Source organism: Marivirga salinae (assembly GCF_030503855.1).
Taxonomy (GTDB): domain Bacteria; phylum Bacteroidota; class Bacteroidia; order Cytophagales; family Cyclobacteriaceae; genus Marivirga; species Marivirga salinarum.
This window is the reverse complement of sequence record NZ_CP129971.1, coordinates 4,329,893-4,356,858: the sequence shown is the minus strand read 5'-3', so window position 1 is coordinate 4,356,858 and position 26,966 is coordinate 4,329,893. Positions and strand designations below refer to the sequence as shown.

20 protein-coding genes are annotated in these 26,966 nt (G+C 35.5%); 10 read left to right on the top strand and 10 right to left on the bottom strand.

All coding sequences use genetic code 11. The features are described from left to right. Nucleotides 1–57: 57 nt before the first annotated feature. Nucleotides 58–1,044 (top strand): bestrophin family protein, encoded by a 987-nt coding sequence (locus tag QYS49_RS18320; RefSeq protein ID WP_308349433.1) that lies wholly within the window; start codon nt 58–60, stop codon nt 1,042–1,044. Between the two features lie 244 nt (nt 1,045–1,288). Here QYS49_RS18320 and QYS49_RS18315 read toward each other — a convergent pair whose 3' ends face one another. The 5 genes from QYS49_RS18315 to QYS49_RS18295 form a co-directional block, all read right to left on the bottom strand. Then, nucleotides 1,289–2,419: a DNA polymerase III subunit gene (locus QYS49_RS18315; protein ID WP_308349431.1), complete on the bottom strand. Its 1,131-nt coding sequence runs from the start codon at nt 2,417–2,419 to the stop codon at nt 1,289–1,291. 10 nt (nt 2,420–2,429) lie between these two features. Continuing rightward, entirely contained in the window at nt 2,430–3,272 is an 843-nt protein-coding gene (tatC, locus tag QYS49_RS18310; RefSeq protein ID WP_308349430.1) for a twin-arginine translocase subunit TatC, read from the bottom strand. A 77-nt stretch (nt 3,273–3,349) separates the two neighbouring features. Continuing rightward, nucleotides 3,350–4,621 carry a serine hydroxymethyltransferase gene (gene glyA, locus QYS49_RS18305; RefSeq protein ID WP_308349429.1) on the bottom strand — a complete coding sequence of 424 codons (1,272 nt, stop codon included), beginning with the start codon at nt 4,619–4,621 and terminating at the stop codon, nt 3,350–3,352. Nucleotides 4,622–4,802: 181 nt separating this feature from the next. After that, on the bottom strand, nt 4,803–5,339 hold the full coding sequence (locus QYS49_RS18300) for an NUMOD4 domain-containing protein (protein WP_308349428.1): 537 nt from the start codon (nt 5,337–5,339) through the stop codon (nt 4,803–4,805). Between the two features lie 89 nt (nt 5,340–5,428). Then, nucleotides 5,429–6,706: a replication-associated recombination protein A gene (locus QYS49_RS18295; protein WP_308349427.1), complete on the bottom strand. Its 1,278-nt coding sequence runs from the start codon at nt 6,704–6,706 to the stop codon at nt 5,429–5,431. 156 nt (nt 6,707–6,862) lie between these two features. Between QYS49_RS18295 and QYS49_RS18290 the strand changes: the two genes are divergently transcribed. The 7 genes from QYS49_RS18290 to QYS49_RS18260 all read left to right on the top strand — a co-directional run bounded on the left by QYS49_RS18290 (nt 6,863) and on the right by QYS49_RS18260 (nt 11,527). Continuing rightward, nucleotides 6,863–7,768 carry a DMT family transporter gene (locus QYS49_RS18290; RefSeq protein ID WP_308349426.1) on the top strand — a complete coding sequence of 302 codons (906 nt, stop codon included), beginning with the start codon at nt 6,863–6,865 and terminating at the stop codon, nt 7,766–7,768. Further along, nucleotides 7,749–8,228, top strand: coding sequence for a DUF4199 domain-containing protein (locus tag QYS49_RS18285; RefSeq protein ID WP_308349425.1), 480 nt, complete (start codon nt 7,749–7,751; stop codon nt 8,226–8,228). Before QYS49_RS18290 ends, QYS49_RS18285 begins: the two co-directional genes overlap by 20 nt. A 58-nt stretch (nt 8,229–8,286) precedes the next feature. After that, nucleotides 8,287–8,496 (top strand): hypothetical protein, encoded by a 210-nt coding sequence (locus QYS49_RS18280; RefSeq protein ID WP_308349423.1) that lies wholly within the window; start codon nt 8,287–8,289, stop codon nt 8,494–8,496. Next, complete coding sequence (locus QYS49_RS18275; RefSeq protein ID WP_308349422.1) at nt 8,483–8,827, top strand: type II toxin-antitoxin system PemK/MazF family toxin; 345 nt, start codon at nt 8,483–8,485, stop codon at nt 8,825–8,827. The genes QYS49_RS18280 and QYS49_RS18275 overlap by 14 nt, the downstream gene beginning before the upstream one ends. A gap of 48 nt (nt 8,828–8,875) precedes the next feature. Beyond that, nucleotides 8,876–10,126, top strand: coding sequence for a 3-deoxy-D-manno-octulosonic acid transferase (locus tag QYS49_RS18270; RefSeq protein ID WP_308349421.1), 1,251 nt, complete (start codon nt 8,876–8,878; stop codon nt 10,124–10,126). 45 nt (nt 10,127–10,171) lie between these two features. After that, complete coding sequence (gene rsgA / locus QYS49_RS18265; RefSeq protein WP_308349420.1) at nt 10,172–11,041, top strand: ribosome small subunit-dependent GTPase A; 870 nt, start codon at nt 10,172–10,174, stop codon at nt 11,039–11,041. Between the two features lie 171 nt (nt 11,042–11,212). Then, complete coding sequence (locus QYS49_RS18260; RefSeq protein ID WP_308349419.1) at nt 11,213–11,527, top strand: hypothetical protein; 315 nt, start codon at nt 11,213–11,215, stop codon at nt 11,525–11,527. A 75-nt stretch (nt 11,528–11,602) separates the two neighbouring features. On the opposite strand, the gene egtD is transcribed toward QYS49_RS18260, so the two are convergent. The 5 genes from egtD to QYS49_RS18235 form a co-directional block, all read right to left on the bottom strand. Next, on the bottom strand, nt 11,603–12,571 hold the full coding sequence (gene egtD, locus QYS49_RS18255) for an L-histidine N(alpha)-methyltransferase (RefSeq protein WP_308349418.1): 969 nt from the start codon (nt 12,569–12,571) through the stop codon (nt 11,603–11,605). Next, nucleotides 12,568–13,725: an ergothioneine biosynthesis protein EgtB gene (gene egtB / locus QYS49_RS18250; protein WP_308349416.1), complete on the bottom strand. Its 1,158-nt coding sequence runs from the start codon at nt 13,723–13,725 to the stop codon at nt 12,568–12,570. The genes egtD and egtB overlap by 4 nt, the downstream gene beginning before the upstream one ends. A 252-nt stretch (nt 13,726–13,977) precedes the next feature. Next, the gene (locus QYS49_RS18245; RefSeq protein WP_308349415.1) at nt 13,978–14,937 is read right to left on the bottom strand and encodes a PorP/SprF family type IX secretion system membrane protein; all 960 of its coding nucleotides are present in this window, start codon (nt 14,935–14,937) and stop codon (nt 13,978–13,980) included. 6 nt (nt 14,938–14,943) lie between these two features. Beyond that, nucleotides 14,944–21,093, bottom strand: coding sequence for a T9SS type B sorting domain-containing protein (locus QYS49_RS18240; RefSeq protein WP_308349414.1), 6,150 nt, complete (start codon nt 21,091–21,093; stop codon nt 14,944–14,946). A 291-nt stretch (nt 21,094–21,384) separates the two neighbouring features. Next, nucleotides 21,385–22,215 (bottom strand): outer membrane beta-barrel protein, encoded by an 831-nt coding sequence (locus QYS49_RS18235; protein ID WP_308349413.1) that lies wholly within the window; start codon nt 22,213–22,215, stop codon nt 21,385–21,387. A 192-nt stretch (nt 22,216–22,407) separates the two neighbouring features. Between QYS49_RS18235 and QYS49_RS18230 the strand changes: the two genes are divergently transcribed. Both QYS49_RS18230 and QYS49_RS18225 read left to right on the top strand, forming a co-directional pair. Further along, entirely contained in the window at nt 22,408–23,709 is a 1,302-nt protein-coding gene (locus QYS49_RS18230) for a PorP/SprF family type IX secretion system membrane protein (protein WP_308349412.1), read from the top strand. A gap of 28 nt (nt 23,710–23,737) precedes the next feature. Further along, nucleotides 23,738–26,923: an FG-GAP-like repeat-containing protein gene (locus QYS49_RS18225; RefSeq protein ID WP_308349411.1), complete on the top strand. Its 3,186-nt coding sequence runs from the start codon at nt 23,738–23,740 to the stop codon at nt 26,921–26,923. The last annotated feature ends 43 nt before the right edge of the window (nt 26,924–26,966 follow it).

The following is a 26,966-nucleotide window of genomic DNA, read 5'->3' as shown; positions in this document are numbered from 1 at the left end:
CATTTATTGAAAATTATTTCTATGTTTATAATAGTATAGGATCAAATCTACTTTCACATGTATGTAAATAGGAATTACGGTTTTTGGATGACTTTTAAATGGTCAGGAAAGCCCTTTTTATGGGGTTTAGTTTATGCGTTTATCATTTCATTTTTAGCATTTATTTTTGATTTGAACTTTAATTTACCTTGGCAACCACTGAGTGTTATTGGTATTGCTGTGGCATTTTATTTAGGCTTTAAAAACAATAGTTCTTATGATAGAACTTGGGAAGCAAGAAAAATTTGGGGTGAAATTGTAAATAATAGTCGATCATTTGGTGCAGCGGTTTGCAGTTTTGTGAGTGGGGTTAACTCAGATGATATTAAAAAAGAATTAATCTACCGGCATATTGCTTGGCTAACTGCTCTTCGTTATCAATTGAGATTAAGCAAAGAATGGGAGCATAAAGGCATGAGATTGAATAAGCTTTTTAGCGCAACTGTTTGCGAATCTTATATTGATAAACTAGATGCGGAACTTTTGAGATTTATTTCTCAGGAAGAATTGGCCACCTATAGTGAAAACACTAATAAGGCTACCCAAATTATGAGAAAGCAATCTGAGAGGCTTCAAGAGCTAAGAAATCAGAATCATTTTGAAGATTTCCGTCATATGGAATTTCATCATTTGGTTAGTGAATTTTATAATGGACAAGGTAAATCTGAAAGAATCAAAACATTTCCTTTTCCTAGGCAATATGCTTCCACTGCTCTTTGGCTTACCTTTGTTTTCGCATTTTTAGTGCCATTCGGAATGTTGGATATTTTTAAAAATATGGCAGAATGGATGTATTGGATTTCTCCATTATTGTCAGCTCTTGTGATTTGGGTGTTCTTTTTAATGGAAAAGATTGGGGACTATTCTGAGAATCCATTTGAGGGAACCTATAATGATGTGCCCATTACCGCAATTTCAAGAACTATAGAAATTGATTTAAGGGAAATGATAAAGGATGATAATATTCCTGAACCAGCAAAGGCGGAGAATGGGTTTTTGTTGTAAATAATTTGAAAGCCAATCTTATCGTCAATGCTTTTAAATTAAGAAATATTTGTAGTGTCTAATGTTTTCGCTTTAGCGAAAAACCCTTTTGTTTTCTTTTGCCTCTTTTGTGGTTAAAAAGTAATGTTTGTTGTTTTGTACTATCGATTGCCCATTCCCACCACAAAGAATCATAAGAACACATAAGCAAATAACCAAGATTATTTTTCAGGATTTAAGTAATAGCATTTTATCACATTAAATTCTACTTCCGCCTTAAAATAGCAGATAACTGAAGGGAAACGTTAAGCAAAGTCATTTTAGCACTGGCGTTTCTTTCCAAATAATAAATGGCTTTATTGAGGATTTCATTCATCTGAGCTATCTTTTCCAAGCTTAAGGTTTTGCTGAATTTCATTACGAATTGCTCATGTTCATCTGGTACTCTCATCAATTCGGTACTTTGCATCAATGCCACTAATGATTCCCTTAAAATATTCTCAGCATGCACCAGCCACTGTTGTTGGTTCATTTTACCCCATTTATGAAAATCATCAGAACGTTTGACCATTTTAGTATAGTCATTTGCCCAGCATTCTCGCATCCACTGCTCAAATTCTTGTTGTGCATCATCAGAAACATCATCAATCAATTCTACGGCTTTGTGTAAATCTCCTTGAGCAATGTGAGCTAATTGCTTGGCTTGATTTTCCGCAACTTCATATTTTGTAACAAGGATATCCTTTACCTCTTCATCAGAATAGTTGGGGATATGTACCGCTTGTGTTCTCGATATGATGGTTCCAATTAATTTTTCTCTATTATTAGAAACAAGTAGAAAAACAGTTTTATCAGAAGGCTCTTCAATAATTTTCAAAAGTGCATTGGCAGCTGAAGGATGTAGGTATTCTGGCAGCCAAATTAGCATGATTTTGTATTTCCCTTCGAAGGCTTTTAAGGAAAGGTTTTTAATGATGTTTTTGCTTTCATCCTTGGCAATATTGAGCTGTTTGTTTCCAGTTCCAATATGATCTATCCAATTTGAAGCTGAGGCAAAAGGGTCCTTCAAAAGGAAAGACCTCCAATGCTTCATAAAGTTATTGCTCAATTTTGAGTCATCACCTTTAATGCTGTCATTGGCAGCAGTAGGAAATGAAAATTGAAAATCTGGATGGATGAATTTAGCATTCTTATGGCACGAATTACACTCACCACACGCATCATGCTCAGAAGGATTCTCGCAGTTTAAATAAGTAGCATATGCCAATGCCATTGGTAAATTAGCCGCTCCTGATTTTCCCCAAAAAAGTTGGGCATGAGCGATTTTACCAGATTTCACACCTTTTGTCAGTTGTTCTTTTAAATCAGTAAGTCCTGGTATGTCGGCAAAAAGCATAAACTTATTTTTAGCTATCTTCTAATTTCTTTAACCCTGCTTCTTTCTTCTCTTTTCTTTTATGGATGATTGCTGAAATATAAATACTTATTTCATATAAAAGAATAAGCGGAAAGGAAATCAATAATTGACTAATTGGGTCGGGTGGTGTGATAAAAGCACTAATCACCAAAATCACCACTATTGCAATTTTTCTATATTGTTTAAGTAACTGTGGGTTTATTATTCCTGCTTTGCTCATAAAAAGAATCACCATAGGTAATTGAAACATCAATCCACAAGCCAAAACCAGCATTGTTAAAGTTGAGACATAGGAAGTAATATCAAACTCATTCAAAACAGTCGGGTCTACTTGATAATTAGCTAAAAAATTAATGGAGATAGGAGAAACTATATAATAGCCAAACAATACTCCTGACATAAATAGCAAGCTCACAAAAAAGGTGGCACCTCTACTTGTCTTCTTTTCATTATCATAAAGCGCAGGACTCACAAATCGCCACATTTCCCAGAAAAAATAAGGGAAGGCTACTATGATTCCCAACACAATTGAGGAGGTAATGTGCATGCTAAACTGCCCTGTCATTTTTCTACTCTGAATAATGAAAGGGAGTTCATCTATACAAAATGCAGTTGAATTAGCCACAGTTTGTCCTAATTGACATGCCATTTGGTAGAACCAAAAATCAGGTCGGGAAGGACCTAAAATCAAAGTACCAAAGACAAATTCTTTAGAAGCAAAGGCTACAATAGATAAAATTACAACAGCGGACAAAGCCCTAACGATATGCCATCGAAAGGCTTCCAGATGATCTAAAAAGCTCATCTCCACTTGTGGTTGATCTGCTGGCATATATTGATTATATGAAATCTAAGTTAAAATTAGATAAAAATTTGATGTTTGGGATTGAATATCAAGTGATTCCAGTTTTATTTAAATAAAGGGAAATCTACCATCCATTCATTAATCTCCTTCTTCACTGTAGCTATTTTTTGCTTGTCCTCATGTTGAGTGATCACAGTATCAATGAAATCAACTATTTTCTCCATGTCAGCTTCTACCAATCCTCTTGAGGTAATGGCTGCAGTTCCGATTCGCATACCAGAAGTGACAAAAGGTGATTTATCATCAAATGGAACCATGTTTTTATTGATAGTGATATCGGCCTCCCCTAAAACAGCCTCTGCTATTTTACCTGTAATTCCTTTAGATCGTAAATCAATTAGCATTAAGTGATTATCCGTTCCACCAGAAATGATTTTATAATCTCTATCCGTGAATGCTTTAGCCATAACCTCAGCATTTTTCTTTACTTGTAAGATGTAATTGAAATATTCATCAGTTAAACACTGACCAAAAGCTACTGCTTTAGCAGCAATTACATGCTCCAATGGACCACCTTGTGTTCCAGGAAATACACCTGAATCCAAAAGTTGGGTCATTTTGCGTAATTCACCTTTAGGGTTTTTATATCCAAAAGGATTTTCGAAATCATCACGCATCATAATCAAACCACCTCTTGGTCCACGCAAAGTTTTATGAGTGGTGGTGGTTACAATGTGGCAATAATCCAAAGGATCATCTAATAAACCTCTTGCAATTAAACCGGCAGGGTGAGAAATATCGGCTAATAAAATAGCACCAACTTCATCTGCAACTTCTCTTAATTTCTTATAATTCCATTCACGACTATAGGCTGATGCACCGCAAATAATCATTTTTGGTTTTTCTTTTTTGGCTGTAGCCTCAACTTTATCCCAATCAATTAAACCAGTTTCTTCTTCCACTCCATAAAATGAAGGTTGATATAATTTCCCGGAAAAATTAACAGGGGATCCATGTGTTAAGTGTCCACCATGCGATAAGTCAAAACCTAATATTTTATCTCCAGGATTTAAACAAGCTAACATCACTGCAGCATTAGCTTGTGCTCCTGAATGTGGCTGAACATTAGCCCAAGTAGCGCCAAATAATTCTTTGACTCTTTCTATGGCAAGGTTTTCAACCTCATCTACCACTTCACATCCTCCATAATATCTTTTTCCTGGTAAGCCTTCAGCGTATTTATTGGTTAATACGCTTCCCATTGCTTCCATAACTTCAGGTGAAGTGAAATTTTCAGACGCGATTAATTCAATTCCAGTTTCTTGTCTTTTTTGTTCCTTCTTAATAAGGTCGAATATTATATTATCTCTTTGCATGTTGTAAACCAATTTGAGCCTAAAATTAGCGCAGAATTACGGGATAAACAATTGAATAGCTTGAAGCTTTTTTGATTGGACAGATTAAATTATGAATGGATTGAAAAAAATAGCCTTTTAATGAAAAAGCATATCTTCAATTAAGAAGATATGCTCTAGTTAAAAAAATAAACAGTAGTTTTTAATCATCAATAGTTACGTGACCCCAATTGTGTCCTTTTCTAATTCTATTCAATTGTGTGTGCGTAATTCCAAACTGTCGAGCGATTTGACTATATCTAGTCTTTTCATTTTTCAACATTTTTTTAATCACTTTCACATCTGATTCGGTCAATTTATAACCCGTAACCCGCTTCTTTAATACCTTCGGGTTTTTATTGTTATGGTCAGCTAATTCCCTTTCAGAAACCCACTTTAAATTACTTAAATGGTTATTAGACTTATCGTAGTCTAAATGCGTAACATACACTTGGTTATCATTGTCCTTTGGGATAAATGATTCAGCAACTAGACGGTGTACATAATAACTTTGAGTAATTCTTTTATCAAAACGAACCATGATGGCTTGATAACCATTCACATTTGATCCTTTGATGATTTTTCCGGTTTCACGTGTCGAATAACTTTTTATTCTACCGTAATTCGAGACTTCGTATTTAGCATGAGGAAGATCCACATTAAATTCAATCTCTTTCCATTTTTCCAGTTTAGGATCCATGTTCTTTTTTTGTTATAGTTTATGCTTAGTTTTTTATTAAATTAAAGGTAGGTAATTAAATTAATAAAAAAAATACCATTATTCTTAGATTAGTCATAATTATACTTTTTTCGCCAAAGATTTTGCAGCTTTTGTCGAAAATCTTTCTCTCGAGCATTGTCCTGAGGCTCGTAGAGGGTGTTTTTGCTTATTTCTTCAGGCATAAACTCTTGGTAAGCAAAATTTCCAGGAAAGTCATGAGAATATTTATATCCGCTACCATAATTCATGTCTTTCATCAATTTAGTAGGAGCGTTTCGCAAATGCAATGGAACCGATAAATCACCAGTTTCTCTAACTAGCTGTCTAGCTTTTTTAATAGCCATATAAGAAGCATTGCTTTTTGGGGAACAAGCTAAATAAGTAACACATTGTGCCAATACAATTTCCGCTTCCGGATATCCAATCATGCTAACCGCTTGGAAAGTGTTGGTCGCAATCAATAAAGCGTTTGGATTTGCTAGTCCGATATCCTCCGAAGCTGAAATCAATAATCTACGAGCAATGAATTTTACATCCTCCCCGCCTTCAATCATTCTGGCTAGCCAGTAAAGTGCGGCATTGGGGTCACTTCCTCTGATGCTTTTAATAAATGCAGAAATGATATCATAGTGTTGTTCCCCGGACTTATCGTAAATCGCCATTCTGTTTTGAGCGATTTCTTTAACTTGCTCATTAGTAATTACTATTTTTTCATCCTTTCCGTAAGCGTCAATTACTAATTCAAATAAATTCAAAAGCTTTCTGGCATCTCCACCCGATAGCTGAATCAAGGCTTCGTATTCTTTGATTTCAATATTGAGTTCTTTTAATTTTTCATCATTCTCTAATGCCGTATTCACCAATCCTTTTAAATCCTCTAATTCTAAAGCTTTCAGTGTATAAACTTGACAGCGAGAAAGCAAAGCAGAATTAACCTCAAAAGATGGATTTTCAGTGGTGGCACCAATCAAAGTAATAACCCCTTTTTCCACAGCTCCTAATAATGCATCTTGTTGTGATTTGTTGAAGCGATGAATTTCATCTATAAATAAAATGATTTTTCCTGATCGGGAGGCTCTTTGGATGACTTCTCGTACATCTTTCACCCCCGCACTGATGGCACTCAATGTCTGAAAAGGTGCTTTTACTTGATTAGCAATGATATTGGCAATAGTGGTTTTACCCACCCCAGGAGGTCCCCAAAAAATCATAGAAGGTACTTTTCCTTGTGCAATGGTCAATCTTAATACTCCTTTTTCGCCTACCAAATGTTGCTGTCCGACTAATTCTTCCAGTTTAGTAGGGCGCATTCTTTCTGCCAATGGTTTATCTTCTCCAAACATCATATTCCTTTCAATTTTTAATAGAGTCAATTAAGCAATTACACGAGATTTTGAAGCAATCATTTGAAAATTGGCACCAAATAATCCCTCTCATGTATAATTTAATTTTAGAACTCATGTATAACCTGCAATATCCACATAATCCCTTACTTTTGCCAAATGAATAAGACTTGGCAAATTCATGGAGCATTGGCACTAGTAGGGTTAATCTATGGTGCAAATTACGTCATCGCAAAAGGTGTGATGCCTAATTATATGAGTCCCAATGCTTTTATATTATTAAGAGCAACGGTGGCTACTATTCTCTTTTGGATTTATCATGCTTTCACCTCTAATGAAAAAGTTCTCAGAAAGAAAGATTACTGGCTTTTTGCCAAATGTGCGGTCTTTGGTGTAATGGGGAATCAGCTGATTTTTTTCAATGGCTTAAGCTTGACGAGTCCGGTAAATGCCAGCATTATCATGACGGCTAATCCAATTATTGTTTTGGCAATTTCCTTCTGGTTGCTGAATGAGAAAATTACCTGGCGAAAAATTATTGGTATTCTAATTGGTGCTTGCGGAGTGATTTTGCTTGTTTTGAATAAGGAAGTTAGTTTGGGGAATGATGCCTTTTTAGGTGACATATTTATTTTCCTGAATGCTACTTTCTATGGGATTTATCTGGTGATGGTAAAACCTTTAATGCAGAGATATGAGCCTATCACCGTAGTGAAATGGGTATTTCTTTTTGGTACTATCATGATTGTTCCTTTTGGAATAGTACCGATTTTTGATGTGGAATTTCAGGAATTTCCTTCAGGAATTTGGTGGAGTATAGTTTATGTAATAATTGGAACAACATTTTTGGCGTATCTCTTAAATGCCATGGCTTTAAAGCATGTGAATTCTACTATAGTAGGTTATTATATTTATTTACAACCTGTTTTCGCCACTTTCATCACCATTCTAATCGGACAAGAAGTTTTCAAATGGGAGAAAGCGCTATTTGCATTGATGATATTTTTTGGAGTATATTTAGTAAGTCAACAACGAAAACCTAGAAATGAAGAAGCGACTAATTGAAATAAAATGGGGACTGATCTTTGTGATTATGATGCTCATTTGGATGTATTTTGAGAAAGCTATGGGCTGGCATGATGAGAAGATTGCAGAGCATGCGACTTACACCAATTTTGTAGCCATTCCAGCCATATTGGTTTATGTATTTGCCTTATTAGAAAAGCGGAAAAAGCATTATCATAATGTAATGAGCTGGAAGCAAGGTTTTGTTTCAGGATTGATCATCACAGCAGTTGTGGTGATTTTAACGCCTTTCAGTCAAATGGTAACCCATGATTTGATTTCTCCTGAGTATTTTAATAATGCATCAGCATTTGCCGTAAATCAAGGACAAATGACCCAGGAAGAAGCAGATGCCTATTTTAATTTGAAGAGTTATTTATGGCAAAGTGCTGTGTTTGCACTAATTATCGGGGCTGTAACTTCGGCTTTGGTGGCTGTTTTTGTGAGGAGGAAGGGGTGAGTTTTGAACTTAAGATGATATTTAATATGTTTAAATATTATAATATTAAATACAAGAAATGAGCAAAGAAGAAATTTTAAATGAGATATCTCTTATGTCTTTTGATGATAGAAAAGAGATTATTCAATTTGCAATGAAATCTTTAGAAAGAGATAGTAATGCTGAAATGAAAGATGCAGTTGAGGAGATGTTGGTAGAATACAAAACTAATAAAGAGTTAACAGCATTTACTTCAATTGATTTTGATAGATTTTATGAAGCAAAATGAAATTTGGTTAATAAACCTTGATCCTACGTTAGGAGCAGAAATTAAAAAGACAAGACCTGCATTGATTGTAAATGATGATGCTTTAGGGAAATTGCCATTAAAGGTTGTAGTTCCTTTAACTGATTGGAAATCCAAATATGAAGTAGCCCCTTGGATGGTTAAAGTAACTCCAAATAATATAAACAATTTGTCAAAACCTTCTTCAGCTGATTGCTTTCAGGTTCGTTCTGTTTCTGAAGAAAGATTTGTAAAGAAAATCGGTGAAATTGACTTTGAAATTTCAGAATCAGTAAAAGTAGCACTATCCAAAGTATTTTCAATTCACATTTAAATCCCTAAATATTTCTTATTCGTAAATTTTTCCCATTAATTTTACCGCATGGGTGAATTCTTTTATCGATTGGGTATTTCATTATTGGGCATAGGGGTAAAACTCCATGCATTGATTAATGCCAAATCTAAAAAGTTTGTAGAAGGTCGGAAAGATTTATTTCCTCAGTTGGAGGGAAAGTTTAAATCTGTTAACCAGCCAGTAGTTTGGTTTCATTGTGCTTCTTTGGGTGAATTTGAACAAGGCAGACCATTGATTGAAGCTTTTAAGAAAGAACATCCTAACTTTTTTATACTCTTGACTTTCTTTTCTCCTTCGGGTTATGAAGTGCGTAAAAATTATGAACTGGCAGATTACATTTGCTATATGCCATTGGATACTGCTGAAAATGCTGAGCGATTTGTAAAAATAACCCAACCCAAACTGGCATTTTTTGTGAAATATGAATTCTGGCATTATCACCTGAAAGCATTATCGGAAGCAGATTGCTGGTTATATTCAGTATCTGCTATATTCCGTTCTAATCAGCGATTTTTTAAATTTCACGGAGGCTTTTACAGAAAAATATTGAAGCAATTCGACCATATTTTTGTTCAAAACAAAACGGTTGCGGCTTTGCTAAAAGGGATTAACCTTCATAATGTAAGTGTAAGTGGTGATACCCGATTTGATAGAGTAAAATCCATTACGGATAGTGTGAAACCTCAGGAGATGTTTGTTGAATTTTCAAAAGATCAGCCCGTTTTAATAGGAGGGAGTACTTGGGAACCAGATATAAAAGCAATAGCGCCTTTTTTACAACAAAATCCAGAATGGAAAGCTATTATTGCACCGCATGATATTAGTGAAGCCAATTTAAAACTTCATGAAGAGGTCTTGAAAATTCCGACAAGTCGTTTCAGTACAATAAATTCTGAAGCAATAACGAAAACAAGAGTAATTTTAATTGATAATATAGGTATGCTTTCTTCCTTATATCAATATGGTAAAATAGCTTTTATAGGCGGGGCTTTTGGAGATGGCTTGCATAATACCTTGGAAGCCGCTTGTTTTGGCTTGCCTGTATTTTTCGGAAATAAAAATTACGGTAAATTTCAGGAAGCTTTGGATTTATTAGATGTTAATGCTGCTTTTAAGGTAGCCAATGCTCAGGAATTTCTATCCATTATGAATTCAGATGACTTTAAAATTGAAGAATCTTCCCAAAGAGCTTTGGATTATGTGAATCAAAATATTGGAGCAAAGGATAAAATTATGAAGCATATTGCACCTATCATCCAAAAAATGAAGCTATCATGATGCAAGGAAGAGTTTTTAAATCGAACCGGGAGCTGGTACACCGTTTTGTCAGAGGGGAAATTTTATGAGTGCCGATTACGAGGTAAGCTCCGTTTGGATGATGAAAAAGTGACCAATCCGGTGGCAGTGGGCGATTGGGTAAATATTGCACCTGAAAATGAGAAGGAAGCCATTATTAAAGATGTACTGCCTAGGGAGAATTATATCATCAGGAAATCAACTCGAAAAAAGAAACATAGTCATCGACTAGCAGCCAATATTGACCAGGCAGTTTTAATAGTGACTTTAGCTTTTCCACGCACAAGTTTGGGATTTATTGATCGATTTTTAGTGAGTTGTGAATCGTTTAGGATTCCAGCGGTTTTAGTTTTTAATAAAGCTGATTTGTTGGATGAGGAGGGATTGGAATATTATGAAGCTCTCAAATTTGATTATCAGGAGTTAGGCTACAAAGTATTGCTAGTTTCAGCTGAGGAAAATATTGGTATAGAAGAATTGAAAGCCGTTTTGGAAGGCAAAACTTCGCTTTTTGCGGGACATTCTGGAGTAGGAAAATCTACTTTACTAAATTTGATTTCGCCTCATATAGAGCAAAGAATAGGAGAGGTATCAGAATCAGTTGGTAAGGGGGTGCATACCACCACATTTGCTGAAATGTTTGAAGCTTGGGATGGAGCTTTCGTGATTGATACGCCTGGAATAAAAGAATTAGGACTTTGGGATATCGGCAATGAAGAGCTAAGCCATTATTTCCCTGAGATGCGTGAATATATAGGGGAATGTAAATTTAATAATTGCACGCATACACATGAGCCTGGATGTGCTTTCAGAAAAGCAATGGAAGAAGGGAAAATTGCGCCTAGTCGATATGAAAGTTATTTGAGTATTTTGGAAGATGAGGATAGTCATCGATGATGATTAATCCTGCAAACCTTGTTATAGAGAAATGTCAGACATTGGGCTGTAGTTAACCGCAAAGGCGCTAAGAAAATAAGAAATGAACAAGAAACTGCATTTCAGATGAAATATCGGACTTTATTGATGTCAGAAATAGTGCAGACTGATAAGGATTAAAGAAATGAACAAATGAAAAAGTGGAAAATAGCTTTTTGGTGTTGCCTAACACTGCTTGTTTTTGTGACTTTGGTTTCTGCATATTCAATCATCGACCAAGCATATGCAATGACTTATCATAAAGTTAGTTACGATGAAATGGAAGATGATTTTGAGAATTTGATTGATATTATTAATAAATCAGATTTAACAAAAAGTCAAATTGAAAAAGTATTAAAAGATCATAATCAATACGAATTTTTGGAGTTTCAAAAAGACACAGTTTCTTTAAACCAAATATCACTGATATTTAGAAATGGGAAGCTGGATAGTATCATAAATCATTAGTTGAAAGAACCCCGCCTAGTCTTAGCTAGATGCTAAGACCAGTGAAAATCTAAACTTTGGGAAAGTTCAAATTATTTATTTCCTCATCACTACATCAGCAAAGTACTCCTTCTCATCATAAAAATACTTTTCTACTACCAAACCTGCTGCTGTTGCCATGTTTTCAATCATATCTTCATCAAATTTTTGGGATATTTCTACATGAATGTGCTCCCAGGCTTTAAAATGGATGGTGGTATCGATGGCTTTTAATTCAACAGTTTGCTTTTTTTGAGAAATTAAAAAACTCTTCGTAGTTCCCGTTTGCGGGTCATAGCAAGGATAATGTTTGAATTGCTCTAAATCAAAATCAGCTTCCAATTCATGGTTTAATCTTGTGAGCAGATTCATATTAAACTGGCGGGTGATGCCTTGCTTATCATTATAGGCACTTAAAATCATTTCGGGATCTTTTTTCATATCAAATCCCATGATAATTCGGTCGCCTGTTCTCAATTTATTGGCAATTTGATTTACAAATGATTGTGCATCCTGAATTTCAAAATTCCCAATATTTCCACCCATAAAAAGTACGACCATAGGATTTTTCCTGGCTTCATTTAGAGCATCTAAGGCAGAAAAGTACTCTTTATTGATGGGTTCTATATCCAAATCAGGAATGGATTTTTGCATTCTTTCTTGCAACAAATTCAATACATTTTCTGAAATGTCTACGGGCTTATAATTGAAAGTAGCATTCTGTTTCACAAAATGCTTTAGTAAAATCTCCGTTTTCATGCCATCACCCGCTCCAAATTCTATTAGATTGAAACCCGCTACGTCTGCAGAGATAATAGATAAGATATCATCTTCATGTTTTTGGAATATATCATACTCGCAATTGGTAAGATAATATTCCGGCATATTCATGATTTCTTGAAAAAGGCGGTCACCTTCGGCATCATAAAATAGCCAGCTGGGGAGTGATTTTTCTTTTTGTGTAAGTCCTTCCTTCACGGCATCTGCCACTGAAAAGCTGAGTTTTTCGGTTGTGTTTGTTGTCATAAATCTTGTGCTAATCTTATCCCACTAAAATGCCACTGCAAATGTGGGTGAAAGAAGTTTCTATATGTTTTTCTTGAATGATTTAATGAAGTGGCGCGGGAAGAACCTCGCATCACCATTTGATTCACCATAAATTTGCCATTGTATTCTCCAATAGCACCTGCTGGTTTTTTATATCCAGGATAGGGGAGATATGCGCTTGCAGTATGCTCCCATCTTTTTCCCCAGTCGAATAAATTGGCAGCTGTTTCCCATTCAAATTCAGTGGGCAACCGCAAGCCTTTCCATTCTGCAAAAGCATAAGCTTCATAGAAACTAATATGCATAACTGGAGCTTCTTTATTGATAGGCTTTAATCCAGATAAAGTATAATAATGCCATTTTCCATCTATTTTATGCCAGTATAATGGAGCAGAAATTCCAGTTTCTTCTAACCAAGCTCTGGCATCAGAATGCCAATATTCATGATTTTCATAGCCTTTGGCTTCAATAAATTCAGCATATTCGCCATTGGTGACTAATTTGTTGCTGATTTTTGCTCCTTCCAAATGCACTTCATGGTAGTTATGTTCATTGTCAAATGAAAAGCCTTTTCCTTCAAAGCCAATTTTGTAATTTCCTTTATTGATATGTACCCAATCATGCTCCCAATCTTCAGTGAAATATTCTTCAAAGCCTTTGTCATAAGCCGGGAAGAGTGGATTATGCCCTAAAATATATTTGATGTCATAAAAAAGTAATTCCTGATGCTGCTGTTCGTGGTTGAAGCCAATCTCGAGGATATTTTTCATCTCATCGGTTATGATGTGAGATAGTAATTCTCCCACTGCTACATCCACATATTTTCTGTATTGATAGATTTCCTCAACCGTTGGTCGGGTCATGTTTCCTCTATTGGGACGCAACATTCTTTCACCTGCGCTTACATAATAACTATTGAAAAGAAAGGCGAATTGAGGATGAAATTCTCTGTAATCTTTGGAAAATTCTTTCAATAAAAAGGTTTCGAAAAACCAGGTGGTATGTGCCAAATGCCATTTGGGCGGGCTTACATCCGATATGGGCTGAGCAACATAATCCTCTGTCTCTAAAGGTTCACAAATACTTTCAGTTGTTTTCCTGATTTCGTGGTAACGATTAAGATAATTTTCCATAGAAACTTTAAACTAATGAATTATGCTTCAAAAAGGGAGTAAAAAGTTAGTTTACTTGATTAAAGATCGTTAATTAACATTTTTACTACCTAAAATATCAACTCAAAAGCTACTTTTTAGTTTCAATAAAGAAAACATAAAATCTTCCAGGCTGGAAAAGCATTAATTCACAGGCAATAATTTTATAGAATGAAATTATTTTTAATCATTAAAGAATTTATCAATTAGATAAAGTATTTTTTCGAGATTGGATTACATAAAGTCATTAAATTTCGGACATATTACATTATCATGAATGTCTCTCAAACGCACTCTATAATTAATCATAAATTCATGGGTTCCGAAGGAAGCACTTTTAATAGCTGAGGTAGTCCAATCGTAGGAGTAACTAAAATGAAAAGATTCGCTTAGTTTAAAATCAATATATGAAATTACCGCATCAATATTTCTGTATGAAATACCAACATTGAGTAAATCATAAAAGATTACACTGGTGTTAATATCAAAGTTAAGAGGTGCTCCTTCCTGACTTCTGATGAGCACTGATGGTTGTAATTTTACTGTTTTCTCACGATTTAAAGGAAGCATCATACCCCCGTTTAAATAATAATACCTGGCGGATCTTATTTCGTTTAGTGCATTTTCAAGGTCAATATTACCATAACCATTATTCAATAAAAAAGGCACTGAGAAACCAGCGAAAAACTTTTTATTGTAGAAATAAGCTCCAGTTCCAAAATTTGGTCTGAGATTACTCGTCATATTCGCAAACGAATTATCCCCTATATCATCTAGGTTAAGATTCCGAAAGTCTGCTGATAGAATATTTAGGCCTGCTTGAAACCCTAGTGCTAATTTACCTTTTGGCATTTTTATAATAAAGGAATAACTTCCATAAATATTTTGAGTAGAATAACTGCCAATTCGATCATCATTTATAATGAGTCCTACTCCCATTTTTTCATTCATTAAGGAAGTGTGAGCACTAAAAAATAATGTTTTAGGGGCACCTTCAAAATTCACCCATTGATTCCGATACATAGCTGAAGCACTTAATTGAACATGGCTTCCCGCATAGGCTGGATTTAAAATAAGCCCATTAAAAATATACTGCGAATAAATCGGATACTGTTGAGCCTTTAAAGTTCCTGTTAACAATAACAAGGAAACTATTATATATAAAGACTTACTTTTAAGATAACTTTTGTACATTAATTTTTAATTTACTATTTCTAAATAACCATTTTGTGGCTTAGAACCATTATTCTTTTCGATCACATAAAAATAGGTGCCATCCGGTAAATTTTCTCCCAATATATTAATACCTCTGTTAGAAACACCATCGAATTTAATGTTATTATTATCATATCCATTTGCTTCGTAGACTAGCGTTCCCGCTCTATTATAAATTTTAACATTATTGTTAGGATACTGAGTAATACATTCAATTTTAAAATAACTATTAGAAGCGTCTCCGTTTCTTGAGATACCATTAAAAGCATTAATTTCTGATTGTATATTAACTTCTTCTTCAACTATACAGCCATTTATTGTTTCTACACTTACAGTATAATTTCCTGCTGATACATCATCTAAATTAGGGCCTCTAGTGACAAATTTACCAGAACTATTATACCATTCTATACTTTTAATTTCTGCTTCTCCTGAAACATAAACAATGGCCGATCCATTGTTTTCATTACAATTTGCCCCTTCTGATTCTGTTTCTAATTCAGGATAAACAAGGGTTTCAATTATTTCAGCGGTCATGGTTGCTGAATTACAACCTGTTCTTAAGTCAGTTGCTACCACAGTGTATTGTCCAGCCGATAAATCAGAGATTCTTTCTCCAGTTGCTAAAGCAGTACCATTTGTATCTTCTCCCTGAAACCAATTGAAGTGATAATTACTAATATTACCTCCTACATCTACTCTCATGGCTCCATTATCTATTTGACAATGGGTGTCATTAGAGATTACTGAAATGCTAGGTGTTTCGACTTCCGGTATCTCAGCAGTAATTGTGATGCTTTGCTCACTTGAACATTGCGTCATGTTATTAGTAGCTCTTACAGTATAGGTATCATTTACCATTTCGGAGAACTCAGGCCCAGTATGAATAATGTTACCTTCTGTTGAACTGCCTTCGAACCATTCGAAAGTGTAACCAATAAACTCACCATCAACTCGTGCACTTGCAGCCCCATTTGCTAATGATAAATCACAAACTGATAATGGTGCAATCTGCTCTACTGATAGTTGAGGTACAATCTGATCATTCGTTATGACTACCGTTTTAGAATTCTGACAAAAAGAATCATTATCATCTGTTACCTCAACTGTGTATTCTCCCTCTGGCAAAGAACTTACTTCCTTAGTAGTTCCTACTGAGTTGCCATTTTCATCTGTCCAATTATAAGAATAGCTGCCATTTGAAGTAACTGTGGCAAATACAGATCCGTTTGGAGCATCGCAATTGGTTACTGGAGTAGCAGATGCAGAAATATTGACAGTATTTATTTCAGTTTCTAATGTGTAGGTTTCAGTGTAGATACAATTTGAAGTACTATCAATAATTTCTACCGTGTAGGTACCTTCAGTTAAATCAATATAGTCAGGGCCAGTTTGTGCAACAGTACCCGAAGCATCTGATCCATTATACCAATTATAAGAAAATGCAGCTGTAGGGGAAGTGGAAGTTGCCGTTACATGTAATTCTCCAGATCCTGGAGTTACACATCTTTCTGGGTGAGTGAAATCCACACTAATATTGGGCTCAACAATTTCAGACTCTATTGAAAATTCAATTAATGAGGTTTCACAACCTCTATTCGTATTTCGTGCTCGCACAAAGTAATTACCTTCAGCAAGCCCACTTATCGAATTGGTATTGTTAGGAGCAGATGCATTAGGTAAAACATTCATGTCTGCATCAAACCATTCGAAAGTATAATCATTCATATCGGCCACATTTCCATTTTCATAAACATTTGTTATGGTAGCCTCGCTATCGTTAATATCACATCTTGTAATTGGGGAAATATCTAAATCACTTGTTGGCACAGAAATTACTGTTGGATTGTCGTTTATAGTGAAAGTTCGAATTGTAGAACATTGCGTAGAATCGTTAAACACTTCCACCGTGTAACTACCTCCAACCAATCCAGTTGCTATTTCCCCATTCGTGCCTGAAGTACTTCCTATGGAAGTGCCGAGAGGTGTTGTCGTATCAGTACCTTCATACCAGTTAAAGGTAAAAAACGATGCGTCTGCACCATTATCTACATTAACTTCTAAGGAACCATTTGCCAATGGGTTTTCACAATTGGTATTAGGTATTCTTTCTTCAATACCTACAACAGGATCAGTTGCTTCAATTTCAATAATAATGTCTGCCAAATATACGGAACAGCCAGAAACATCTGATAAAGCTTCAACGATGTAGGTGCCTTCCTGCAAACCTGCGAAAACTGGAGTATTGTCGCCTGGTATTCTCTCTACCTCAACATAATTACCGGCTTCTTCTCTGAAAAGTATTAATTGATAATCAGCTTCAGTTGTTGTTCCTGAGGGAGTAAGTAAAACTTCAATACTTCCATCAAACGGTACGCAAGTGGTCGCATTTTGATAACTAACCGAGTCAAGTTCATGTGCACCAAGAAATGGTAAATTAAAAACTTTTTGATTACTACATCCATTATCTAAATCGGTAGCTACCACTGTATAAAGACCAGTAAACAAACTATCTGCTGTTGCACTTGTAACTTCATTGTTGGTTTGAAAGGGGCTGCCGGAAATTGTAGAACCTTCGTACCACTCAATCAAGAAGCCTGATGTATTAAGTGGAGAATCAACTGATACTTGAAGAATACCATTGTCTTCATCGCAAGCTGTAGGTAAACTAATTACACTTTCTTCTTGCTCAATATTCACAGTAGCTTCGTCTACTACTTCAACTGTCACAGGGTCTGCTAAGCAGTTACGAGTATTGTGAAAAGCTTGAACAGTATAAAAACCAGGTTCTAGTTCTTCTAAAACATTCCCTGTTTCGTTAAAGTCTGTAGTAGATTTTACCTGATCACCTCTATACCATGAAAAGGTATAATCGCTTTCAGAATCTAGATCGACAAATGCTTCAATTCTACCATTAAAAGGAGAACAAGTAGTTACCGGATCAGCAGAGACATTTATTAATTCTGGTATTTCTATATTGTTATTAATGGTGACTCTATCAGTAACAGCACAGCCAGTGTCATCATATGTCACTCTTACCGTGTACTCACCACCATTTAATCCATTAACAGAAACGCCTGTGCCAATCACGGCAGTAGTTGTACTTGCCCCAGCAAACCACTCTATAGTGTGATCTGAGGTATTTCCAACAATTGAAACAGTTACACTTCCAGTTGGAATGCTGCTATCACATGAATTATTTTCTGTGCTTGATATATTATCAATTTCAGGAGAAAGTGTTTGTTCAACTTCAACAGTTTCAAGTTCAGATTCACAATTAGATGTATTGTCGGTCACTTTTACAGTGTAACTTCCCTGCGGTAAATTATTCACTGTACTTCCGGTATAATCAGCTGTTGGTTTCTCACCAGTTCCTCTATACCATTCAAAAGTATAGCCTGAAGTGGTTCCTCCTACAGAAGCACTAACGCTACCAGAATTTGTGTCAGAACATACAATATCAGTTGCTGAGGTTGTTACTATTGGAATCACTGTCTCGTCTGGCACTTCTTCGGATTCGATGGTTTGACAGCCTGTTGCATTTTCAGTCACTATAACCGAATAAGTAGTAGCTGATTTAAGACCAGTTGCTTCATGGCTAGTACTTATTACTGCACCCGTACTTAAATCAGTTCCTTCGTACCATTCGTAGGTGTAGTTGCCCGTTGGTTGCTCAACTCCACTAGCATCCTTCACATTAACTGTTAATTGTCCATTAGGATTTGTACAATTGTCATTTCCGCTGTCTACTGTGATTTCTGCACTTATGATTCTAGCGCTATCTTCAATAACTACTTGTATGGTATCAGAACTACAACCTACTAATTTATCTGAAGCAAATACAGTGTAAGTTCCTGCGCTTAAGCCTGAATAGGTAGAACCCGTATAGTCAGGAGTAGCACTAACTGTTGTTCCATTAAACCAAAAGAAATCATAATCGGCTGTTACTTCCGTACCGCTCACTAATCTAAATACTCTGGCAGAACCATTTGCAGGAACATTATTTGCACCACAAGTTATATTATTTGTTGTTTCTGTTGATAAAGCAAAGGGAACAGGGTTTACTTCAGCTGAAACAATATTGTTCCCATAATCACATTCCAGGAAATTGGTATTTGGAAGACTTATTGGAGTAGGAGTAGTAGAACCATTATCATTCATTACAGCATAGAGCGTAAATGCTGCACCTGTGCCATTCACCACAATATCAACAGCTGAGCCCACTTGCCCTATTCCAAAATTATTGAGGGTGATAGAATACGTATTGAGCTTGTTTGTTCCTGCAACTAAAGGATCACCATCATAAAATGTAATAGGGACATCATCTGATAATGCTGCGTCCCCTATGTTTTGAAAATCGAAACTCACCGTAAAATCTTTATCAGGACAATTCGGTGGTGTAATTGAAAAACTAGATTCAATGATATTCAAATCGGGCGAAGCAAAAGTAAGACAACCATCAGAGCTTAAGAATGGAGATTGATTCAAAAAGCTATTTAAAGGCCGAATTGGACCTGTTGGTGAACAAGAACTACTATCTGAAAATACCAATTGATGTTTTTGTTGATTTCGCGGTACAGTTAAATCATCATTGATGTTAACATTGAAATATCCATGCTGATTCCATACTCTTCTTGCTGGTACCCATGGCTCTCCTCCAGACTTATATATTCTTACTTCTGCGGGGGTGGTCAATGATAAATCTTTTCCTAGTGTACCAGCATTAAAGTCATCACTCGCGCAAACAACACAAATTTCCGTTGAACCGTCTGCATCAACATCAGCAACTATAGGGTACTCCACAGAAGTTCTTGAACGGCAGGGTATTGAGGTGTTAACACTACCGTCATCTCCGTTGAGGATGTAAAGAAAATCTTCATCTCTGTAGACTATTTCTGATGGGCCATCTCCATTAAAATCGAATAAGGTGCAACCTGTAATACCTGAAGTTTCTTCATTTACACTAACTCGCCATAATTTGTTCCAATTTTCATCTAATGCATAAATAAACCTTCCTGAAACAAATGCTGCATTTAATTGTCCATCACCATCCAAATCTGCGATATTTACCCTTCCCATTCCACGTACCCAACCATATTGATAGTTGCCACCGCCAAAAGGATCTTGGTATTTTTTTACAGTATTATTAGCCACATCCCAAAAGAAAGCGGTCGATACATTTCCTCCGTCTGCACCGGTAACGATTACATCTAGGTTTCCATCCAAGTTATAGTCAGCAACTGCTACAGTAGCGCTCTCTCCTGAAGCATAGCCTTGAGTTTTTGTTTGATAGGTACCTGGCATAGTTGCTAGTAAAGTCAATGAGCCAGCGCCTTCCGATCTGTCCCCTAAATTAACACCGTATATTTTATTGCCAATGATCAATTCCAAATCATCATCTCCCATTATGTCTACTGCTACCGGACCTCCGGGTATATCATCCCAATCAGTACTTGAACTCTCCACTATACGAGTACCCGTTACTGGATCCATAATTTCATCCTTATAATACATTTCGGGCTGACCATCTCGGTCGAAATCTGCGTGACCTATGAATACAGGATCTTTTTGTAATCGGTCTGAAGTCCATAATTCATTCAGTTCACAGTCGTATGACACTATTCTATAGTCCCATGAATTACAGTATCCACGCCAATCAGTTCCGAGACAGCCTCTGTATTGAACTACAAACACCTCTCCACAATTATCATTTTGTATATTAGCCATAGATGCCCTCCATTGAGGGTTATCAAGTACTACCTCATGTTTAATACTAGCGTCATCTCCGTTTAAAAGAAAAATACGATCTCTATGTTGGTTTTGCGATAAAATCTCAGGTATACCATCTCTATCCAAATCTCCTATGGCTATCCTACTCAAATTATTGGTAACATCATTATCTGATTGATAGCCAAAGTCAAGTATAAATTCAGGGGATTCTGAAGGTTGTGCCTCGCATGAGGCATCGTTCCCTAAATAAAAGCCATCACAAGCACTGTTTTCAGAACAATCTGAATCAAAACAGTCAATAAAACCATCTCCATCATTGTCTATGCCATCATCACAAATTTCCTGGGCTTTTGCATAACTAATTGAAAGTAGAGTAAAAACGTATAAAAATAAAATCTTTTTCATAGAAACTAAATTTACGAACCAATGGACTTTAAGAGTTTCGATTGTTTTGCATTTTAATAATAAAGATAATAATAAGTCTTAGCTAATTATAAACAATAACAACATATGTAACATATTCGATTAAATTCATTAAAAATTCGATGAAATGGTAACAACTCTCTATTAAATCAATTAGATGTGTCTTGAAATAGTAGCTTCGCAAGCTTTAAAGAGTTAAAGCACTATGATTTGTAGGTGTTTATGTGAAATCTTTATAAAAAGTTATGGGTATGTTGATCACCAACAGAATGCCTATTTATTTTCATAATATAGTTTCTTTTCTTTTTTACCTTTATTAATTATATCAAAAAGATAAGCTACTGAAATCTGAAAAGCTTGATTCCGTGCTCTCAAATTATCTCTATAACCTACTACATTCGAGAATCTTCCTTCAGCTCTTGACATATAGCTGTGCCCCCATTCATACCTAAAATCAATCATAAGCGATTGACCCGGAGCTGGTTCAAGTACTAAACCTGTTGAAACTATCAAGCCAACCTGTACTCTATTGGCCTCATTAAAATACAAAGCTCCATTTTCAGGGGTAGCTGGCATGTTATCAAAAATGATTCTGTAATTAAGCTGATCAATATTTTCCTCTCTTAGCTCTTCCGACTCTAAAATGCCATTACCACCTAACCAAAAATTCACATTGGGCCCTGCTCCCACATACCATTTGAATATTCTGTCGCCAAATGCCTCTTTAAAATCCAGTTTATATACTACTGGCGTATTTAAAAAATGGTATTTAGCATAATTCTGAAATGGAGTACCGCTTATGCCATCTATTTTTTTTCCCTTTTGAGTATACATGATATCAAGCTGAAGCAAAAATCTTTTTTGAACCTTAAAAGCTGCTGTAATGCCAGCACTATATCCAAAAAACAGTTTTTTGTTATAATCTTCCTCCGCAAAATCATCATATTGCAACCAAGAGACTCTGGCTCCAGATTTAGCGCCAATAAATACTTGTGCATTTAATTGCTTGTTATTAAATGCGAATAGTGCTACTATTAATAGAGAGATAGCCGTAGCTTTCAAGGATATTAGTTTTTTCTTTTTATTAATCGTAAGTCTATACATAAGTAGATGCGATCCAGCTTTAAAATTAATTAAATGTATACACTATCCTTAAAAAAATGCAAAAAAATATTTTTAAATTTGTTATTTAATATGCTGTTAATTGAATATGTATTTAATATCTTGGCTTTTTATTTAGCTAATACTAGCTCTTTAACCGTTTACAGTAGGAAAGAATAAATATTACCCCTTTCTATGTTCAAGTTTATCTTTGCATTATTGTTTTCTTTAGCTGTTTGCGTGCTTCCTTCCTTAGCGCAAGAATTACCTGTTTACAATCATTTTTATACCACTCCTTATTTATATAACCCAGCCGAAGCGGCTGCTTATCCTTTTAGAAATGTGTCAGTTAATCATCGCCAACAGTGGAGGGGAGTAGAGGGCGCTCCAGTAGTGACTACCTTAACATTTGAATCGCCTTTTGATTATAAGAAATATGGATTAGGGGCTACACTAAGAAATTTTAATCGTGGACTTCTTTCAACCAATGACTTTCTAGTCACCTATTCTTATTATGTTGATTTAACTAAAAGTGCTACCCTTCATTTCGGTCTTTCTGGTGGACTTACGGCCAATAGTATTGATTTTTCACAAATTCAAGATTTAAGTGATCCTGCAATTGCTAATTTTCTTGATAACAATATCCAGCCTATTTCAAATGTTGGATTGAAGTTAGAAACGGCAAGCGGTATTAACTTTGGAGCATCTTTACCACGATTGTTTAAACCTCAATATGCCAATACTCAAAACTTTGAAGCTTTTGAAATATCACCATTTGATGAATTTACAATTATGGCCTATTACAAGAAGCGCATAGATTATAAATTCGTAACCAGATATAACGGTCGGTTTAAAACTCGCGTGAGAATGGATGATATCTATTCACCATTTCAGGTTTATGCGATTTATCAATATTCACAATTAGTAGGGCAAAGAATAGAGCTGCTAAGTACTCTTAATTTTAATGAACTTTTCTGGATAGGGGGTTCTTATAGACTTAATTATGGTATGTCAGGGATTGTAGGATTCAATATGAAAAAGCTAGCCTTTAGCTATGCATATGAACCATCCAGTAAACTAGTAAATGGCATAGCTAACGGTTCGCACGAAATTCAACTAAAATTTACAATTGGTGATAAGCTTAAAAAGCTCGTGGAAAGACCGAAATTAAAAACGCTCGAAAGAACGGAAGAAAAGGCACCAAGGTTCTCTAGTCAAGATGTACAATTAGGTGGTGAAGAAGGTCAAGTGCAACAAAAGAAATATTATGTAGTGGTTAAAGAATTTAGAGACTTTAATGCTGCAGATCGATTAGTGAAAAAATTGAAAAAGGACGAAGATATTACTGCAGATATTTTCTATAATCAGAAAAACGGAGTTTATTATGTATATATTTATGAAACCTTCTCAAAAAGAGATGCTAATAAAGATAAAAAAGCAGCAGAAGAATTATTGAACTTTAAAGATATTAAAGTTATTGTTGTGGACGTAAATTAATGGTACTGAAATACTTTTATGTATCTATATGAAGAAATTCTCACCTAAATATTTTCTCTTATTTTGCTTAGTTTTTTTTGCTAATCAAGTTTTTGGACAAAGCACTTTCATAGAATCTGTTACTCCTAAAAATGGATATTCAGGACAGATCGTTAATATTAAAGGTGTGGGTTTATCAGGAGCTGACAGGGTGTTTTTTGGCAGCATGGAAGGAAGCATTTTAAGTGTTACCGATCAATTAATTGAGGCTGAGGTACCCAGTGGAGCTACTTATGATAATGTAACTGTTTTTAACTCAACTTCTCGTCTTTCTTATAGTGGTGAGCATTTTATGCTTAGCTATGGAGGAGAGCAAGGAATAGAAAGTTCCGATTTAGACGCACAAATTGATGTTTTCTCTCAAAGTGGATTGTATGATGTTACCATTAGTGACCTGGATGGGGATGGAAAAAATGATATCATAGGAGCAAATTCAAAATCAGAATCTGCGACTATATTGAGAAACCTAAGCACTCCAGGTAACATAAGTTTTGAAAAAATATCTCTTAGTATAGGAGCGAGTTTGAATACTACCGCTGGAGACTTGAATGGAGACGGAAAACCTGAGGTAGTATTTTCTGAAAGAGATGAGGGCAACAGGCTTATTATTTTAGATAATAATAGTACGCCAGGCAACATGAGTTTTTCACCCCAAACAATTTCTCTTGAGGGTTCTTCCACCAAGCGAGTAGTAATAAAAGATTTGGATCTTGATGGAAAACCAGATTTAGTAGTTTCCGATCAAGGAGATAATAAAATTATTATTGTTAAAAATACTTCTTCAGGAGGTGTTCTTTCCTTTAATCCTGATCCTATTGAACTCACTGTTGACAATGCTGTAAGTACCGCAGGTTTAGAGGTGGAAGACTTAAATGGTGATGGTAAACCTGAAATTGTAACCAATCAATTTCAATCTTCTTCGGGGGGATTTTTCATTGCGACTAATCAAAGTACTCCTGGAAACATTTCCTTTAGCGATTTTAATAATATTAATACCCCAGGCACTTTGATTAATTTAAAAGTAGGAGATTTTAATCAAGATAATAAACCAGATATTGTAGCTACATTATTTTTAAGCTCTGCTATTGCGGTGTTTAATAATGAAACCACTGGCATTGGAGAAACACCTCAATTTGGTTCCGCTCAAAATTTATCGACTGGTATTAGACCATGGGGTTTGGATTTTGGAGATATGGATGGTGATGGGAATAAGGATATTGTGGTGGCTACTGTTGGAACTGATAAAACCATCAATATTTTAAATAATGGTGGCTCTGGTGGCTTGAATTTTTCAAAAGTAGATGTGCCTGTTGAATATATTAATAGAAATGTAAAGCTTGGTGATATTGATGGGGACAGTAAGCCAGATATTGTGTTTACCAGTGTGGATGATGATAATAATAATGTTACAGCATCATTTATCTCTATTTTAAGGAATAATCAATGTATAATTCCAGTGATAACACCGGAAGGACCCATCAATGCCTGTGAAGGAAATCCCGTAAGGTTAGAAACCCAAAATATAGAGGGGCTAACTTTTGAGTGGTACCAAGACGGAAATCCAGTAAAAACGAGTACCGAAAATTTTATTGAATTGAATGATGTTTCAGCTTCAGGAAGTTATACTGTTTCTATAATTTCAGATGGAGGAAGTTGCCAAGAAATATCTGAAGAAATAGAAGTAAACATAATTTCAGAAGGCGCATTGCCTAGTGCTACTATTAGCACGAATGACCCTATTTGTAATGGAGGTACTCTCAATTTGAATTCATCTGATGTTGGCGCAACAGAATATAAATGGCGTGGTCCACAAGATTATACTGCAGAAGGTTTAAGTGTAGAGATTAACAATTTTAATGCAAACAAAGCGGGTCGTTATTATCTGGATATTTATTCGGGATCTTGTATTGTTGAAACCAAAAGCATTGTAGTTGAAGTGGTTTCAGCCCCCAACTTTTTTGCTGAGCAATCAGGTGAAGGTAGCTATTGTGTAGGTGAATCGGTAACACTTAATGTAAGCCCCAATGAGAGTGGTTTTAACTTCCAATGGTATAAAGGAACATCAGCCATTTCGGGGGCAACCTCTGCAACTTATAACCCAACTACTGCAGGTAATTACTATGTGGAAATCACAGATCAAGTAAACACATTCTGTCCTAAAATTTATTCTGACACTTTAGAGGTTGCATTTTTAGAAGCCCCCCAGGTTTATTATGATCTTCCTACTAGTGCTTGTATCGGAATTCCGGTTTCTTTTACAAACGATGCTGAAGTAGCAGATGAATCACTAGCTCAATACACCTGGGATTTTGGTGATGGAAATGTTTCATCAGAAAATAATCCAACTCATACCTATAATACTGTGGGAACATTTGTGGTAACTTTAGAAGTTTCTTACGAAGGCATCCCTAACTGCTCATCAGAGCTATCAAAACAGTTTGTTGTAAATGGAGAATTAAATTTAGCTTTAAACGCCTCAAATAGTTCTCTTTGTGAAGGAGATAGTGCAGTTCTATCCTTAGAAAATACTTATGCATCTTATTCATGGGATACTGGAGAAACGAGCCCAACAATTACTGTAAATGAAGGGGGAACTTATTCAGTTGCTGTTGTAGACGAGAATGGCTGTGAAGGATCTTCTCAAATATCCATTCAAACATCTCCAATTCCTGATGTTTCCTTAGATGCGTCTAGTACTACAATAAGTGCTGGAGATACTGTGTCCATAACTGCTTTTGGCCTCATTGATTATGTATGGTCCGCAGATTCTACAGCCTTAGGTTTTACAGATGATCAAATAAACTACGCTCCTTCAACAACTACCACAATTAGGGTGGAAGGTCAAGATGAAAATGGCTGTTATGGAAGTGCTGAAATTGTCATAACAGTAGAAGATACGAATATGGAAGATAGGTTTACGCCTATGAAATTCTTTTCTCCTAATAATGATGCTATTGCACAATACTGGGAGGTAGAAAATATAGAAAATTTTTCACAGTGTGGGGTTGAAATATATGATCAACAAGGAAATAAGATTTATGAATCTAAGCCTTATAATAATGATTGGGAAGGAACAGTAAATGGAAGTCCTGTACCCGATGGTGTATATTATTATGTGATCAGATGTGATGATGTTGGAATAGCAAAATCAGGAAGCATTACTTTATTAAGATAATGCTTGTAAATTTTCCAGGTATAGATTTTGGGAAATTAGGATT

Excerpts from the sequence above, each read along its gene's own strand:
- QYS49_RS18295 (WP_308349427.1), bottom strand. The coding sequence starts at position 6,706 with ATGATGTTTGGAGAAGATAAACCATTGGCAGAAAGAATGCGCCCTACT.
- QYS49_RS18270 (WP_308349421.1), top strand. The coding sequence starts at position 8,876 with ATGGGTGAATTCTTTTATCGATTGGGTATTTCATTATTGGGCATAGGG.
- glyA (WP_308349429.1), bottom strand. The coding sequence starts at position 4,621 with ATGCAAAGAGATAATATAATATTCGACCTTATTAAGAAGGAACAAAAA.
- QYS49_RS18225 (WP_308349411.1), top strand. The coding sequence starts at position 23,738 with ATGAAGAAATTCTCACCTAAATATTTTCTCTTATTTTGCTTAGTTTTT.
- QYS49_RS18235 (WP_308349413.1), bottom strand. The coding sequence starts at position 22,215 with ATGTATAGACTTACGATTAATAAAAAGAAAAAACTAATATCCTTGAAA.
- QYS49_RS18245 (WP_308349415.1), bottom strand. The coding sequence starts at position 14,937 with ATGTACAAAAGTTATCTTAAAAGTAAGTCTTTATATATAATAGTTTCC.
- QYS49_RS18285 (WP_308349425.1), top strand. The coding sequence starts at position 7,749 with ATGAAGAAGCGACTAATTGAAATAAAATGGGGACTGATCTTTGTGATT.
- QYS49_RS18240 (WP_308349414.1), bottom strand. The coding sequence starts at position 21,093 with ATGAAAAAGATTTTATTTTTATACGTTTTTACTCTACTTTCAATTAGT.
- QYS49_RS18230 (WP_308349412.1), top strand. The coding sequence starts at position 22,408 with ATGTTCAAGTTTATCTTTGCATTATTGTTTTCTTTAGCTGTTTGCGTG.
- QYS49_RS18290 (WP_308349426.1), top strand. The coding sequence starts at position 6,863 with ATGAATAAGACTTGGCAAATTCATGGAGCATTGGCACTAGTAGGGTTA.
- QYS49_RS18275 (WP_308349422.1), top strand. The coding sequence starts at position 8,483 with ATGAAGCAAAATGAAATTTGGTTAATAAACCTTGATCCTACGTTAGGA.
- egtB (WP_308349416.1), bottom strand. The coding sequence starts at position 13,725 with ATGGAAAATTATCTTAATCGTTACCACGAAATCAGGAAAACAACTGAA.
- tatC (WP_308349430.1), bottom strand. The coding sequence starts at position 3,272 with ATGCCAGCAGATCAACCACAAGTGGAGATGAGCTTTTTAGATCATCTG.
- QYS49_RS18300 (WP_308349428.1), bottom strand. The coding sequence starts at position 5,339 with ATGGATCCTAAACTGGAAAAATGGAAAGAGATTGAATTTAATGTGGAT.
- QYS49_RS18260 (WP_308349419.1), top strand. The coding sequence starts at position 11,213 with ATGAAAAAGTGGAAAATAGCTTTTTGGTGTTGCCTAACACTGCTTGTT.
- egtD (WP_308349418.1), bottom strand. The coding sequence starts at position 12,571 with ATGACAACAAACACAACCGAAAAACTCAGCTTTTCAGTGGCAGATGCC.
- QYS49_RS18320 (WP_308349433.1), top strand. The coding sequence starts at position 58 with ATGTATGTAAATAGGAATTACGGTTTTTGGATGACTTTTAAATGGTCA.
- QYS49_RS18280 (WP_308349423.1), top strand. The coding sequence starts at position 8,287 with ATGAGCAAAGAAGAAATTTTAAATGAGATATCTCTTATGTCTTTTGAT.
- QYS49_RS18315 (WP_308349431.1), bottom strand. The coding sequence starts at position 2,419 with ATGCTTTTTGCCGACATACCAGGACTTACTGATTTAAAAGAACAACTG.